Genomic DNA, 14,152 nt, shown 5'->3' with positions numbered 1-14,152 from the left:
ATTCGAGTACAATGCTCCCCCGAAAAGGAACCCCGCATGTCCCACCACGATCGCGAGCATCCGAATCATCACGGCCACGGCGGACCCCGTTCCGGCCTCCGCAAGCACGCTCCGTGGATGATGACCGTCGCCGTCATTCTGATGCTCCTCGCGATGGTCGCGTACGTCATGAGCGACAACGAGGCGCTCCCCCCGGGCGCCAAGACAGCACAGCCCGGTGTGCCCGCGGCACCGTAACGCGCTCCGCCCGACTCTGAAACCAAGAGACGTCGAACCCGCACAAGGGAATGCGATGACGCATTCGACCAGACTCTCGCACGCAGAACGAACCAAACTGCGCCGTCAGATTCTGGTCGGCTGGATCGCCATCGCATTTTGGGGCGCGTTCGTGGTCGGTTTCGATTCGTACTTCGCGCTGACAGCATTCCGCCAAGTCCGTGCGGGGCAGACCTGGCAGCGGACGATCGGCACGATTACCACAAGCGACATCGTGACAGGCGTCGGCTCCAAGGGCAAGACGACCTATCACCCGAGAGTCTCGTTTACCTATTCCGTCGGAAGCGCATCCTTTACCGGAGACGTCGTCGAGGTCGGTGGAATGGCGGGCTCGGGGCGCAAGCACGCTGACCGGATCATCCAGGCGTTTCCGCTCGGGTCGAAGCGGCCAATCTACTTCGACCCGAACGACCCCGGAAACAGCGCCCTGCTCGTCGGTGTTCAGCCGGGCACGCTCATGATGCTCATGGTCGCGCTCCCGTTCAACGCGGTGCTGCTCGGCGCCGCCGCATTCCTATTCCGCGCACGTCGCCTCGCCGAAGAGCCGATGTCCGCTTGGCTCGTCCGTGATGATGGCGCCCGCGCCGTGCTGCGATTGGTGCACTGGGCTCCGATGACCGCGGCATGCTTTTCCCTGGGGGCGGTCTCTTTCGTCGGCGTTTTCGCCGTGATGTTCGCGTACGACGGCGAGCCGCCCGTTGCGATCTCCGGCGCGGTCGTCGTCGCCTCGCTCGCTTCCTTCGTGCTCGCCTATTTGTGGAAGAAGGCGGTGGACGCATCCGGTCGGCGCGACGTCGTAGTCGATCGCACGCTCAAGCGGGTTTCGCCGCCGCGCCCGCGGGGAATCATGTCCGAAGCAAGCATCCGATTCGACCGGCTCGCGGTTTCGATCGGACCGGACAGCGATCGAAGAATCAACAAGCAACCGGCCTGGAAACTGGTTCTGGAGGAGGCCGGGGCGGATGCGCCGTTCACTCTGCACTGGCTGAGCCGGCAGGACGCCCGTCGCATCGCGAACTGGATCGCGACCGAGTGCGGAGTGAAGGTGCGCGATGTCGGGCGCGAAAGCGGCACCGACGATGATTCAGGCGATGACGCCGATGAAGATTTGCCGGTCGGCCGCGTTGAGCGCCGCCCTATTTCGACACGAGGGTTTTGAATCCGCCGTAGCACATCTTCTTCGGATCGAACGGCATCTTTTTCATGTTCATCGAGCTTGCGAGGCGCGGGTCCTTCATGACCGCCGCGTTCACTTTGTTGCGGTGCGCCTTCGATTTGAAAACAATCCACGAGAACGCGACAGTTTCGGACGGCTTGGTCTTGAGCAGTTTGGTGAACGGGATTCCCCACTTGGTCTTGAGTTCCTCGCCGACGCATTCGCGGTAGTCGATCGCTCCGTGATCCATCCACACCTTGCATCCAAGCGCCGCCATCTTCTTGTACTGCGCAATATTCTTTTTCGGAATCGGGATGAGGTATCCATCGACGTAGCTCATGAGCGCTCCTTGTTGTGCGAAAAGTGAACGGACGCGACGAGCGGCAGAATAGCGAATCTGTCAACCCGGCTTCGGGCGTCTTCCGGGTTCACGAATTGGATGGCTTCGGGCGCGATCGCAGCTTGGCGGCTTCGCGCTCGGCTTTCAGCTTGATGCGATCGAGCTGGTGCGTCCAGAAGTGCTCGAACGCTTGCGCCCAGTCGTGCACAGTCTTGAGTTCCGCGGCTTCGAGTTTGTAGACGCGATGCTGCCCGACCCGCGTGACCGAAACCAGCCCGACCGCACGTAACACGCCGAGGTGCTTCGACACCGCGGGTTGCGGCAGGCCCAAAAGATCCACCAGCGATCCGACCTGGTGCGGCCCTCGCCTCGCGAGCAATTCGACGATCTGGCGCCGCCGGGGCTCGGCGATCGCATTGAAAACGTCGGAGGTGGTCGGGCTACGCGCCATAAAAGATTATATTCCAGATAAAGAATATTTCAACAACGGGTGAGCTTTTCAAAGCGGGTGTCTCCGCAATTCCCACAAACTAAACAGTTGTACCGATGGATTTTGCGCCGATGGTTCGCACGCAGACCCGATCGGGGCAAACCGGTCGATTCAAGTGCCACTTCGCATTGGCGCGAGGGAATTTGCGGTTATCGTGTTCGCATGTACTCAGATTCGGCGGAAGCAGCAGCGGAACCAATGCGTTCGGAGGTCGAAGGGGGTCTCTCTTCGATCGAGAGACTCTTTGATGCGCACGGGTTTATGCCTCGCTGGCAATGCGGTGACTGGTCGCTCTGGCTCGGCTGGCTTCACATCGTCTCCGATTTTCTGATCTTCGTGGCCTATGCCTGCATCCCGCTCTCGCTGATGTTCTTCGCGCTACGCCGGCGCGACATCGCGCTAAAGGGAATCATCTGGCTCTTTGTCGCCTTCATCCTTTCCTGTGGCCTGACCCACCTGACCGACGCCGCGATGTTCTACTACCCGGCGTACCGATTCCTCGGACTGATGAAAGGAATCACGGCGGTGGTGTCGCTCTCGACCGTCGTTGCGCTTTTCCTGGTCATGCCAACGGCGCTGTCCCTGCCCGGGATTGCCGAAGCGCACAAGATCGCCCAAAGAGAGATCGAGCGCTGCAAAAAAGCGGAGATCGAACTGGTGCGCACGCGCGACGAACTCGAATCGCGTGGCGCCCAGCTCACGGGCCGGCTGCACAAGGCTCAGCAGTCTCTCGCGGGCGCCGAATCAGCGCTTGTTCACTGGGATGCGGGAACAGGCAAAATACTCTGGGAATCCGGCTTGTCCGAGCTGATCGCCGTGACAGGGAAAGAAGTTCCGAATCCGACATCATGGAGCGAGATTCTGGATCCTCAGGAAACCGCAAGCCTGAACGCCGGTGCCAACGCCGCGCTCCAGGTGAAGCGGAATCTCGTGCTCCGCCTGCCCCGCACCGACACCCATGGCGTCAAACGCGTGCTGGAAATCCGCGCGAGGCACGATCGGGGCGACCCAGATGCCAAAGTCATGATCGGGTCCATGACTTGGTATTCCGTCGGCGAGGAGCCGGTTACTCGGTGATCATCAGGCTCACCGGCGTGCCGCCGGCGCTGCTCGGCGCGATCCAAACGGTCAATTCGGCCGGCTCGATCGTGTGCTGCATGTCGATGTTCCAGAACGCGAGCTGCTCTTTGCCGATCTCGAATTTCACGAGCCGCGATTCCCCCGGCTGGAGCAGGAACTTTTCGAAACCCTTCAGCTCGCGGACCGGACGCGCGACGCTCGTGCCGCGCTGACGGATGTAGAGCTGCGCGATCTCGGTTCCGGCGCGCCCGCCGCGGTTGGTCACTGTCGCCTCGATCGAAATCTTCGCGCCCTTTTCAAGCTCCGAGAGGCCGATCGCTTTCGCGCTCGTCGCGAGCGCAGTGGGGGAGTACTCAAAGTTCGTGTATGTCAAGCCCCAACCAAAGGGATAGAGCGGGGAGTTCTTTTCATCGAGGTAACGCGACTGATACCGAAAGCCCGAGTCTTTCTCGTCATCGTCCTCGCCCGGAATCGGACGCCCGGTCTTGAAGTGGTTGTAGTAAATCGGAACCTGTCCAACCGATCGGGGAAACGTCACGGTGAGCTTCCCCGATGGGTCGGTCTCTCCAAAGAGCGTCCGCGCCAGCGCCGGTCCGGCTTGAACGCCCGGGTGCCACGCCTGCAGAATCGCCGGCACATGCTCATCTTCCCACGCGAGCGTCAGAGGCCTGCCGCTGAAGACAACTAGCACGACCGGCTTGCCGGTTGCGAGTACCGCTTTCAGGAGCGCCTGCTGATTCCCCGGCAGATCAAGCCGCGTGCGCGACGCAGCCTCGCCCGACATCCGCCTGTGTTCGCCCACCGCCATGATGACGACATCCGCCCGTTTCGCCGCGTTCACCGCTTCTTCGAATCCCGCATCCGAAGAACCAAGAACTTCCGTTCCCTTCGCATAGATCAGCTTGTCGTTCAGCCGGTCGGCGAGCGCGTGCTTCAGCGTCACCACGTCTTTCTTATCGCCTTTGCACGCCCATTCACCCAGCATGTCGTCCGCGTTGTCCGCGAGCGGGCCGATCAGCGCGATCGTCTTTCCTGCCGCGAGCGGCAGCAGCGGAGCCGACTCAATCGGCTTCGCCCGATCGTTCTTCAGCAGCACGAACGACTCTTCCGCCGCTCGTCGCGCCAGTTCCACATGATCCGCACGCAGCAGCACCGAATCGCTCAGAGCCTCGTCGGTGTACGGATGTTCGAAAAGCCCGAGCGCGAACTTCGTGCGCAGAACCCTGCGCACCGATTCATCGATCGCCGATTCCTTCAGCTTCCCGTCACGCACCAGCGCCGGCAGATACGTCGCGTACAGATTCGCCTGCATGTCCATGTCCACGCCCGCGGCAAATCCCTTGTACGCCGCCGTCTTCCCGTCGAGCGCGATCCCGTGCGGGATGAGTTCCGCGATCGACGTCCAGTCACTGACGACAAAGCCGTTGAACCGCCACTCGTCGCGCAACACCGTGGTCAGCGTGAAGTGATTCGCCGAAGTCGGCACGCCGCTGAGCGAATTGAACGCGCTCATGAACGTGCCGACGCCCGCGTCCGCCGCGGCCTTGAATGGCGGCAGGTACACATCGCGCAGCATCCGCTCCGACATGTCCACCGAGTTGTAGTCGCGCCCGCCATCAGCCCCGCCGTATCCGACGTAGTGCTTCGCGCACGCGAGCAGCGACGTCGGGTCCGACAAGTCTTTCCCTTGAAAACCGCGCACGTACGCCGCGGCGAGCACCTCGCCGAGGTAGGTGTCCTCGCCGCTTCCCTCCATGACCCGTCCCCAGCGCGGATCGCGTGCGATGTCCACCATCGGGGCGAACGTCCAGCGGATGCCTTCCGAAGTCGCTTCGACCGACGCGGCGCGCGATGTCTCTTCGATCAGCGCAGGGTCCCACGTTGCCGCGAGCCCGATGGGCACCGGGAACGTCGTGCGATAGCCGTGGATGACGTCGAGGCCCATCAGAACAGGGATCTTGAGGCGCGATTTCTCCACGGCGATGCGCTGCATCGCGTTGACTTCTTTCGCGCCCGTCGCGTTGAGAATCGAGCCGATGCCGCCTCGCGCGAGCAATTCGTTCTGATCGACTTGCACGTTTTCCGGGCCCGTCGCACGCCCGTTGGAGAATTGAACCAGTTGCCCAACTTTTTCCTCGAGCGTCATTTGCTTGAGCAGCGCATCGACGCGAGGGTCGAACTGTGTGAAATCCGACCGGGGCGCGGCGACTTCCGCGCCGAATACAGGACGGACACCGGCAGCAAGGACGAGAGCGAGCAGCGCGGCGCGAAGTGGACGAGTTGACATAATCCGGTTCCTCGGAGAATCGCGTCGGCGCGTCCTGCGGACTCGACCGACTTGGGCAGGACGGTAGACGACAATCGATGCGCGGGTGTTTCATCGCCGCGCGTTGTTTCATGGCTCTGCGGGCGTCGACCTCAACGATTCGAATCAGAGCTGGCCAAAGTCCGACGCAAAAACAAACCGGGCTCCGCGTCACGGAGCCCGTTGATTCACTCTTGGTTGAAGCAACTTACTTCGAGGCCTTGGCCGGCTTCTTCACCTCGCCGCCCTTGAGCCACACCGGACGCTCCGCCTTCTCGTCGCTCGGGTCCACGTGCACCTTGCGGCCGCTGAAGACCACCGTGCCTGCCGCCAGCGAGTAGAGCGTGTTGTCCGTGCCGATGCCGACGTTGAAGCCCGGCTTGAACGGTGTGCCGACCTGACGGACGATGATCGAACCCGGCTTGGCAATCTCGCCGCCGAAGAGCTTCACGCCGAGGTATTGCGGGTTGGAGTCGCGGCCGTTTTTGGTCGAACCCTGGCCCTTTTTGTGTGCCATGACTGAAAATCCTCGAAAAGTGCCCGCGTCAATACCGGTCCGGGCAGGGCCAAGATATTAGGCACACCACCCCGCCGGGGCGACCCGACGAATCCCCGCCAGTACGCGTTGTCGGATGCCAAAAGCCGCCTTTACCGCATCACCCAGCGCTGCTCAAAGAGTGGCAGCGGCTCGTTCACTCGCCCTGTCACATCGCCCGGGAGCTTGTACTCAAGGCTGAGCGTCTTGCGGAGCAGCTCTTTGCGCACTTTGCCGGTTTTCGGATCCTTCACTTCGTAGGGAGCCGTTTCGCCTGAGAAGCCCGTTGCATAGATCGTGATATCGCGGGCCGAATTATCGACGTCAGAAAAAACGACGACTCCCTCGCGCCCGTTCTCCTCGCCTTGGAGCAACGTTCCCAGGATCGAGATCTGGTCCTGCGCGAGCGGATTGTCTACCTCCGCCATGATCTTCTTCACGACCGACTGCGGTACATCCCGCCCGGAACGGATGATGTCACCGTTTTCCGTGGTGAGCTCGAATAGCGGGGCAAGAAGCAAATCCTCACGCGTGTTGTTCACGACGCGATAGGTCAGGAAGAAGTAGCCGCGGAGCTGCCCATCCGGCGTCTCAAACTTCGCAAACCGCAGGTTGCCCGGGTACACATCAAACTGCCAGCGCTGCGGCACCGGATTGGGCTCCGGGGCCATCGCGCCGATTCCGACGGCTGCAACACCGAGCAAAATAACGCGGGAGATCGGGTTCCGGAAGTATTGCGGCATCATGGAGGTCGACTTCATAGCTGATCTTTCGCTCGTTCCTGCCCTGCGTCTGTTCGCGGCAATCGGGCCAGGCGTTCCCTTGACTTGCCCCATCGCTTCATCCGCGGTTTCCGAGGCGGGGAGGCTAGTCTACTTGCAAAGCCCCGTCCGTCAAACTTCCCACGCGCGGGTGAACTTTTGAGTTTCTTTCGTCCGTGAACCCCGTTTGCTCGCCGATGACCCGCTCAGCGCCCAACCCGCCCGCCCGGCACGAGCCCTCACCCGGCTTCGCAGTTGTCCGAGTCGGTGAGGAATTGCTCCTTGCCGCGGCCCAAAGGCTCGTGAGCCAATCGCTGAAAGACCGGCAGGCCGCCGCCAAGCGCCTTATTTCCAGCGCCCCGGAGCACGGAATCGATCTGTCGTGTATCTGGGCGAGCGTGAGCACTTCCGAAATCGGGAAGCGCTCCGCCGGCGTCCGACAGGCGTGTCTTGCGGTTCCAGGTTCCGGCCGCACGGCGATGATCTTCATTTCCGAGCCCAGCCCATCGCAGGAGAGCGCGGCCGCGGGACCAAGGGCACTCGAAGAGGCCCGCGAAGAACGCATCGCGCTGCTCAACGCCGTCGGGGCACACTTTTCGAATTCCCCCGGCACGCCTGTGCGAGTTCTTCAGGCGCTCCCCGAGCCCTCCGACGCGTGGGCCGAATCCGCATTCCGCGGGGCCGGCTTCGTGTGCGTTGGCGATCTCGAATACCGCCGCCGCTCGCTCGCCCCCGTCGAGCACAAGCCTTCGAGGCGCAAAGTCGAGTGGCCGACCGACGTGCGGGTCGCGCCGCTCTCGTCGTTGCCTCAGCCCGAACGCGATCCGGTCTTGCTGCGCGTGCTCGACGAGTCGTACGTCGAGACCCTTGATTGCCCTGAGCTCTGCGGCATGCGCGCCACCAGCGACATTCTCGCAAGCCATTACGCCACCGGCGTTTTCGATCCGAGTATCTGGTTTGTCGTTTTCATCAAAGACCCAAGCGGCATCGAGCATCCGGCCGGGTGCATGCTCCTGAACCGCGTGATCGAGCAGCGCGCACTCGAGCTTGTCTACGTCGGCCTCGCCAAGGGCGCTCGTGGGCGCGGCATCGGGGCCAAGCTCATGGAGCTCGCCCTCATCTCCGCCGCAGAGCCGCGCATCGACGCGATCACCTGCGCCGTCGATTGCCGGAATCTGCCGGCGATCAAGATGTACGAGCGATTCGGTTTCGCGGCCATCGGCCGTCGTCGGGCGTTTGTTCGAAGTGTGAACGGAAATCGATCAGGCTGAGCGCTGAATCAATCGCCGCACGCAACTGAATCAAGTGGAATCACACACCGGCGCGCCGTGCCAGAATTCGCGCAAACGACGGATCACCAATTTGTTGCAAGCAATCGACAGATGTTGTCCACATGCTGTCCGCATCACTCGTGCGAGCGTGGAGAAGAATTTTTAGATCTCGCTAAGCCCTGTTTTTTCCGTCCGCTGCGCTGCCGGCAGTGCCGGAAATGCGCTCTCGCGGGTTGTTTGATCGGTTGATCGCCACTAGATTTCTCTCTGCGGTCACGGACTCGACCGACTCGAGATTTTCCGGGATCAGCCGGCGCAAGTGCGCACGCTGCCCTGCAACGCGATTCGTATTTCGGTACCCGATTCCGGGTCCGGGGTATCGCTTTGCCTGAGATTCGAGGTGGGCACGGACGGTAACTGAGTTCGAGTTGGCAGATCGGATGCTCCGGACAGGCACGCGGCAAGGACCAGGACGGTCACGGACGGACTTTGCCGCAGGCCATGGACAGTTCGGGGCTCCGATCCGTCTTTGTGCGTCGTCCAGAGTGGGCGAGAGAGCGGAATCCTCGTGGCGACAAAAAATCTCAGCACAAGCGATCGACGAGAAGCAGGAGCGTTCAATGAATCAAGCCCCGAACTGACCCCCCGTCTGATCGCCGCTCTTGCCCGCGAAGGCGGCAGCGATCGAGCCGAGCGTTACCTCCGGCAAGCGAGCGGGGTGCGCTTGCGGGGCGATGTGCTTGAGGTTGTCGCCCCCTCGTCGTTCGTCGCCGATCTCATCTCGCGAAGGATTGGTGGCGACCTCTGCCGCGTGGCGAGCCAGACTCTTCTCGAAGGCAGAAAAGCGGAATTGCGCTTTCGCATCGCCGAAGCAGCGCCCGCGCGGATCGCGCAGCCCCTTCCGATCGAAAGCGCCCGTCCGCGCGTCAGCGCGGCACCGAAGCCCGCTCCTCTGCCCGGCGCGCCCCGCCACCGTCTTGAAGACTTCGTCGTCGGTGTCTCCAATCGCCTCGCGCACGCCGCGGCGGTCCGCATCGCGGAAGACGATCACGTTGCCTCGCTCAGCCCGCTCTTCATCCATTCCGCCTGCGGCATGGGGAAGACGCACCTGCTCAATGGCATCGCGGCGCGATTCCAGGAAAAGCATCCCGGGGCCAAGGTGCGCTGCGTCAGTGCCGAGGCGTTCACGAACGAATTCATCGCATCGCTCAAAGCGGGGGCGATCGAGGGCTTCCGGCGCACGCACCGTCGCCTCGCGCTGCTCTGCATCGACGACGTCCACTTCCTGGCAAACAAAGAAGCGACGCAGACCGAGCTTCTGCACACACTCGACGCGGTCGGGCTCGATCGCGCCCGGATCGTGCTGGCTTCGGACGAGCACCCTCGCGACATCCGCAGGCTTTCGAGCGCGCTCGCCTCGCGTTTCATGTCCGGGGCGGTGCTCCGGATCGAAGAGCCCGATTCCGCGCTTCGGCTCGAATTGTCGACAAAGCTCGCCGCCCGTAAGGGCCTCGGGCTCGACGAATCCGGGGCCCGGGCGCTCGCCTCGGCCAACTGGAAGTCGGTCCGTGAACTCGAAGGACTCTTCATGCAGTTGCTCGCCGTCTCCCGCCTCATGCCCGACCTTGGCGCCGGCGGCCGGCTCGATGCCGGAGCTGTGCGCCGCGCGCTCGATGTCTCGGGCACGCGCTCTCCGACGCAACCCGCGTTTGGATCCGTGATCCGGCCCCGCCGGCCAGTACCGATCGCCGTGATCCAAACAGAGGTGGCACGCCGCCTTCGCGTCGAGCTTTCCGACATGGCCGGCAAGGGCCGCCACCCGCGCGTGGTGCTCGCTCGATCCATCATCGTCCACCTTGCACGCAGACTCACGACGCTCAGCTTCCCCGAGATCGCCCGCGCCATGAACCGGCCGAATCACTCCTCGGTCATCACCGCCCACAACCGCCTGCTCGCTCAACTCAAGGGGCACACCGCGCCGACAACGGGGCCGGCGAGCGCCCCCTGCACCGAACCGGCATCGGATCTCGGCCGCTCTCTGCTCCTGGGAGAAATGAAGGTCGAAATCGGACCGGACCTTGCCGGGCTGACGCTCGCCTCGCTCTGCGAGAGCATCGAACAGGAAGTCATCCGCCTCGCCGACTCCCTCTGATCGAGCGACCGCGGATTCACCCAGCGCCGGCTTGTCCGTCGGCGTTATTCCATTACTTGGGGGGCAGTCTTTCTTCCCGTTCTACTCTCCCGACGCAGCCGGTATTCCGTTCCCAGGGATCGACCGATATTGACACCCATGTCGCACGCCCACGCCGAGATCCCCCTTTCCCGACCCGACATCACGCGGCTCGAAGAGGATCTTGTTCTTCAGACGCTCCGCTCCGGCCGACTTTCCATCGGCCCCATGGTCGAACAGTTCGAACACGAACTCGCCGCGAAAGTCGGTACGCGCCACGCAGTCGCGGTCAACAGCGGCACCAGCGGCCTTCACCTCATCATGCGGGCGCTCAACATCGGACCCGGCGACGAGGTCATCACCACCCCGTTCAGTTTCATCGCATCTTCCAACGCGATTCTGTTTGTCGGAGCGACGCCGGTCTTCGTCGATATCTGCCCCAAGACCCTGAACATGGACCCGGCGCAGATCGAGAAGAAGATCGGTCCGCGCACGAAAGCGATTCTCGCCGTCGAGACCTTCGGCAATCCCGCGTACATGGATCAGTACGTCCAGATCGCCGCCAAGTACGAGATCCCGCTCATCGAAGATTCCTGCGAAGCGCTCGGCGCCGTCCACAAGGGGCGCAACGCGGGTACGTTCGGGCGCGTCGGTGTCTTCGGCTTTTACCCCAACAAGCAGATCACCACCGGCGAAGGCGGCATGATCGTCACCGACGACGCCCGCGTCGCCGAACTCTGCCGCTCGATGCGGAATCAGGGCCGCCCGCTCGGCCACGCGATGGCCGGCGGCACCGCTTCCGGCTCATGGCTCAAGCACGAGCGCCTCGGGTACAACTACCGCATGAGCGAGATCAATGCCGCACTCGGCCTCGCGCAGACCCGCCGCCTCGAAGAGATTCTCGCCAAGCGCAACGAAGTCGCCGAGTATTACATCGAGCGTCTCGCCGGGAACAAGCACCTGATCATGCCGACGGTGGACCCGCAAAGCACCATGAGCTGGTTCATCTTCGTCGTGCGACTGGCCACGACCTACACCGCCGTCGAGCGCGACCGGATCATCAAGGGCATGCGTAACCACGAGGTGGGCGCGAGCGACTACTTCCCCTGCATCCATCTCCAGCCTTTCTACCGCGAACAGTTCGGCTTCGAGCCGGGCATGTTCCCCATCGCCGAGAGCGTCAGCCACCGAACCATCGCCATCCCGTTCTACAACAGCCTTTCTCGCCGCGAAACCGACCTCGTCGCTCAGACGCTGGAGGTCATGCTCGGCCGCGAAAACCTGATGCGATAAGGGTGTTTTCCGAGGCGGAATTCCGCGGCGATCCTGCCTAGTATCTCGGCCCCACCCGGTCCTATTCCGGGTCTTTTTCGAGGTACGAACCATGGCCAGGCAGTGCGATTTCACCGGCAAGAAGGTCAGCAAGGGCATGAAGCGGGCGTGGCGCGGCCAGGCCGTCGCCAAGGGCGGCTTCGGTCTGAAGCCCACCGGCATCACCCGCCGCACCTTCAAGCCGAATCTTCAGGACATCGTCGCCGTCATCGACGGTCAGAACGTCCGCGTCGTCGCCTCGACCAAGGCCATCCGCACCGGCATGGTCACCAAGGCTCTCAAGCGCAAGTACGGTTACACCCGCCAGCAGAAGTCCGCCGCGGCACAGTAACCCGCTTTCTTCCGCACGCATCCCAAGGCTCCTTTCGGAGCCTTGTTCGTTTTTGCCGAAGCGCGTCGCCGAATCCCGCGTGAATCTTTCGGTAGACACCCCGTGTACGCTTCCAATACCTCTTCACCTCTTCACCTCTTCACCTCTTCACCTCTTCACCTCTTCACCTCTTCACCTCTTCACCTCTTCTCTCTGTGCCTCTGTGGTGAATGCTCCCTCATGAAGTGCGACCACTGCGACAAGGAAGCCACCGTCCACGACACCGTCCTCCGCGACGGCGCATGGGTGGAAGTCCACTGCTGCGAGGCATGCGCCGCCAAACAAGGCCTCGCCGGCCCCGGGCCGACCCTGAACGAACTGCTCACGAATTTCATCCTGCCGCAGGTCGCCGGCGAAAAGCCGCGCCCCAAAGCCGCCAAGCCAAAGACCCCCGCGTGCTCGAACTGCGGCTTCACGTTCGAGCAGTTCCGACAGGCGGGTCTTCTCGGCTGCCCCGAGTGCTACGCCGCGTTCGAATCGCTTTTGCTTCCCTTGCTCGAGCGGGCCCACGAGGGCGCGGGGCAGCACATCGGAAAGATCCCGCGCCGGATGAGCGAGTCCGGTGGCGGCAAGTCCGAACTTGAAGATGCGCGGGTGCTCGCGGCCAAGCGCGAGCAACTCGAGCGAGAGCGCATCCTCCGCCGCCAGCTCGACGACGCGATAAAAACCGAGCAGTACGAGCTCGCCGCCAAAATCCGCGATCAACTCCAGCGCATTTCTCAGTCTTCGGGAATTTCCAAAGCACACTGAAGAACCTCACCCGTGACTTCCAAAGGCGACAACCCCAAGGGTGATGGTTCAAAGGGCGGACGGTCCGGACGCATCAAGCCGGATTCCGGTGAGATCAAAAACCCCGGAAACGGCGGCGGAACCGGTTCCGGTGGGGGCGTGAGCGGTGGGGGTGGCGTCGCTATCGCCGAGTGGCTCACCAACGGAGGCGAGGCGAGCGACATCGTGCTCTCTTCTCGCGTTCGTCTTGCGCGCAATCTCGCCGGCCATGTTTTCGTTCACCGCGCCGGAAAGGACGATCGCGAGCGTGCGCTCCAGATCTGCCGCGACTGGATCCTCGCATCCAATCTCTGCGATCGCATCATGTGGGTCGATCTGCACGAATCGCCCGCGATCGAGCGCAACCTGCTCGTCGAGCGGCACCTGATCTCCAAGCAGCACGCCAAGGGCAAGCCCGCGACCAGCGGCGGCGTCGCGACTCCCGCATCGGAAGAGCCCCGCGCCGTCGCGGTTTCGATCCCCGACGAACGTCTCTCCATCATGGTCAACGAAGAAGACCACATCCGCATGCAGATGCTGCGCGCCGGTCTTTCTCTCGGCGATTGCTGGCGCGAGGCGAGCGCGATCGACGACAAGCTCGAAGCGGGCCTCGACTACGCGTTCTCGAAAAAACTCGGCTATCTCACCGCCTGCCCGACCAACGTCGGCACTGGTATGCGCATGAGCGTCATGCTCCACCTGCCCGCACTGAAAATCACGGGCGAAATCGAGAAGGTCAAGCGTGCCGCGACCGACATGAACCTCGCCGTCCGAGGCTTCTACGGCGAAGGCAGCGAAGCCGTCGGCGATCTCTACCAGATCTCGAATCAGACCACGCTCGGAAAGCCCGAGGGCGCCGTGCTCGCAGATCTGCAGGACGTGATCATCCCGGACGTGATTCAGTACGAGCGCCATGCGCGCAACACGCTTCTTTCCAAACGTCGCGCTGCACTCGAAGATCAGGTCTTCCGCGCACTCGGCGCACTCACGCACGCGCGACTCATCGCCGCCGACGAATCGATGCAGCTTCTCAGCCTCGTGCGCCTGGGCGTTGTGCTCGGTCTCATCCCCGAACTCCCCGTGCAAACGGTGAATCTCCTTTTCTTGCTCGTCCAGCCGGCACACCTCCAACGCGTGCTCGGCAAAGAGATCGATCAGGAGCAGCGCCGCATCGGCCGCGCGACCATGATCCGCGAACGCCTGAGCAAGTAACGCCAATTCCCACTCCATGCGCGATGTCATAGGTCCTATGGGTCTCATAGGACCTATTTGTCCCATTGCTTCGCGCCGTCTGTTAC

General features: G+C 62.7%; 14 protein-coding genes. 9 read left to right on the top strand and 5 right to left on the bottom strand.

What is annotated here, in order from left to right:
* Positions 1-36: 36 nt before the first annotated feature.
* A complete protein-coding gene (locus KF691_13460) occupies positions 37-237 on the top strand; it encodes a hypothetical protein (protein ID MBX3390451.1) in 201 nt (66 codons plus the stop codon).
* A gap of 55 nt (positions 238-292) precedes the next feature.
* Positions 293-1,435 (top strand): DUF3592 domain-containing protein, encoded by a 1,143-nt coding sequence (locus tag KF691_13455; protein ID MBX3390450.1) that lies wholly within the window; start codon positions 293-295, stop codon positions 1,433-1,435.
* Here the strand turns inward: KF691_13455 and KF691_13450 are convergent.
* Together KF691_13450 and KF691_13445 are read right to left on the bottom strand one after the other, a co-directional pair.
* A complete protein-coding gene (locus KF691_13450) occupies positions 1,413-1,772 on the bottom strand; it encodes a DUF1428 domain-containing protein (protein MBX3390449.1) in 360 nt (119 codons plus the stop codon). The two genes, KF691_13455 and KF691_13450, sit on opposite strands and share 23 nt — an antisense overlap.
* An 88-nt stretch (positions 1,773-1,860) precedes the next feature.
* Entirely contained in the window at positions 1,861-2,223 is a 363-nt protein-coding gene (locus KF691_13445; protein MBX3390448.1) for a helix-turn-helix transcriptional regulator, read from the bottom strand.
* Between the two features lie 201 nt (positions 2,224-2,424).
* Between KF691_13445 and KF691_13440 the strand changes: the two genes are divergently transcribed.
* On the top strand, positions 2,425-3,339 hold the full coding sequence (locus KF691_13440; protein MBX3390447.1) for a hypothetical protein: 915 nt from the start codon (positions 2,425-2,427) through the stop codon (positions 3,337-3,339).
* Here the strand turns inward: KF691_13440 and bglX are convergent.
* The 3 genes from bglX to KF691_13425 form a co-directional block, all read right to left on the bottom strand.
* On the bottom strand, positions 3,329-5,629 hold the full coding sequence (bglX, locus tag KF691_13435; GenBank protein MBX3390446.1) for a beta-glucosidase BglX: 2,301 nt from the start codon (positions 5,627-5,629) through the stop codon (positions 3,329-3,331). The two genes, KF691_13440 and bglX, sit on opposite strands and share 11 nt — an antisense overlap.
* A 226-nt stretch (positions 5,630-5,855) precedes the next feature.
* The gene (rpmA, locus tag KF691_13430) at positions 5,856-6,164 is read right to left on the bottom strand and encodes a 50S ribosomal protein L27 (protein MBX3390445.1); all 309 of its coding nucleotides are present in this window, start codon (positions 6,162-6,164) and stop codon (positions 5,856-5,858) included.
* A 131-nt stretch (positions 6,165-6,295) separates the two neighbouring features.
* Positions 6,296-6,943 (bottom strand): hypothetical protein, encoded by a 648-nt coding sequence (locus KF691_13425; protein ID MBX3390444.1) that lies wholly within the window; start codon positions 6,941-6,943, stop codon positions 6,296-6,298.
* Between the two features lie 197 nt (positions 6,944-7,140).
* Here KF691_13425 and KF691_13420 point away from each other — a divergent pair, with 197 nt between their 5' ends.
* The 6 genes from KF691_13420 (at position 7,141) to KF691_13395 (ending at position 14,066) form a co-directional block, all read left to right on the top strand.
* A complete protein-coding gene (locus KF691_13420) occupies positions 7,141-8,214 on the top strand; it encodes a GNAT family N-acetyltransferase (GenBank protein MBX3390443.1) in 1,074 nt (357 codons plus the stop codon).
* 568 nt (positions 8,215-8,782) lie between these two features.
* On the top strand, positions 8,783-10,366 hold the full coding sequence (locus KF691_13415; GenBank protein ID MBX3390442.1) for an ATP-binding protein: 1,584 nt from the start codon (positions 8,783-8,785) through the stop codon (positions 10,364-10,366).
* Between the two features lie 138 nt (positions 10,367-10,504).
* Positions 10,505-11,677: a DegT/DnrJ/EryC1/StrS family aminotransferase gene (locus KF691_13410; GenBank protein MBX3390441.1), complete on the top strand. Its 1,173-nt coding sequence runs from the start codon at positions 10,505-10,507 to the stop codon at positions 11,675-11,677.
* A gap of 91 nt (positions 11,678-11,768) precedes the next feature.
* Positions 11,769-12,047 carry a 50S ribosomal protein L28 gene (gene rpmB, locus KF691_13405; protein ID MBX3390440.1) on the top strand — a complete coding sequence of 93 codons (279 nt, stop codon included), beginning with the start codon at positions 11,769-11,771 and terminating at the stop codon, positions 12,045-12,047.
* A 219-nt stretch (positions 12,048-12,266) separates the two neighbouring features.
* A complete protein-coding gene (locus KF691_13400) occupies positions 12,267-12,836 on the top strand; it encodes a UvrB/UvrC motif-containing protein (GenBank protein ID MBX3390439.1) in 570 nt (189 codons plus the stop codon).
* A gap of 138 nt (positions 12,837-12,974) precedes the next feature.
* Entirely contained in the window at positions 12,975-14,066 is a 1,092-nt protein-coding gene (locus KF691_13395) for a protein arginine kinase (GenBank protein MBX3390438.1), read from the top strand.
* The last annotated feature ends 86 nt before the right edge of the window (positions 14,067-14,152 follow it).

Source organism: Phycisphaeraceae bacterium, from assembly GCA_019636555.1.
Classification (GTDB): domain Bacteria; phylum Planctomycetota; class Phycisphaerae; order Phycisphaerales; family UBA1924; genus JAFEBO01.
The sequence above is the reverse complement of the archived record's forward strand: the minus strand, read 5'-3'. Positions and strand labels throughout refer to the sequence as shown.

Bases quoted from the DNA above. Each gene is read 5' to 3' on its own strand.
- KF691_13460 (MBX3390451.1), top strand. From the start codon at position 37: ATGTCCCACCACGATCGCGAGCATCCGAATCATCACGGCCACGGCGGA.
- KF691_13455 (MBX3390450.1), top strand. From the start codon at position 293: ATGACGCATTCGACCAGACTCTCGCACGCAGAACGAACCAAACTGCGC.
- KF691_13450 (MBX3390449.1), bottom strand. From the start codon at position 1,772: ATGAGCTACGTCGATGGATACCTCATCCCGATTCCGAAAAAGAATATT.
- KF691_13445 (MBX3390448.1), bottom strand. From the start codon at position 2,223: ATGGCGCGTAGCCCGACCACCTCCGACGTTTTCAATGCGATCGCCGAG.
- KF691_13440 (MBX3390447.1), top strand. From the start codon at position 2,425: ATGTACTCAGATTCGGCGGAAGCAGCAGCGGAACCAATGCGTTCGGAG.
- bglX (MBX3390446.1), bottom strand. From the start codon at position 5,629: ATGTCAACTCGTCCACTTCGCGCCGCGCTGCTCGCTCTCGTCCTTGCT.
- rpmA (MBX3390445.1), bottom strand. From the start codon at position 6,164: ATGGCACACAAAAAGGGCCAGGGTTCGACCAAAAACGGCCGCGACTCC.
- KF691_13425 (MBX3390444.1), bottom strand. From the start codon at position 6,943: ATGAAGTCGACCTCCATGATGCCGCAATACTTCCGGAACCCGATCTCC.
- KF691_13420 (MBX3390443.1), top strand. From the start codon at position 7,141: ATGACCCGCTCAGCGCCCAACCCGCCCGCCCGGCACGAGCCCTCACCC.
- KF691_13410 (MBX3390441.1), top strand. From the start codon at position 10,505: ATGTCGCACGCCCACGCCGAGATCCCCCTTTCCCGACCCGACATCACG.
- rpmB (MBX3390440.1), top strand. From the start codon at position 11,769: ATGGCCAGGCAGTGCGATTTCACCGGCAAGAAGGTCAGCAAGGGCATG.
- KF691_13400 (MBX3390439.1), top strand. From the start codon at position 12,267: ATGAAGTGCGACCACTGCGACAAGGAAGCCACCGTCCACGACACCGTC.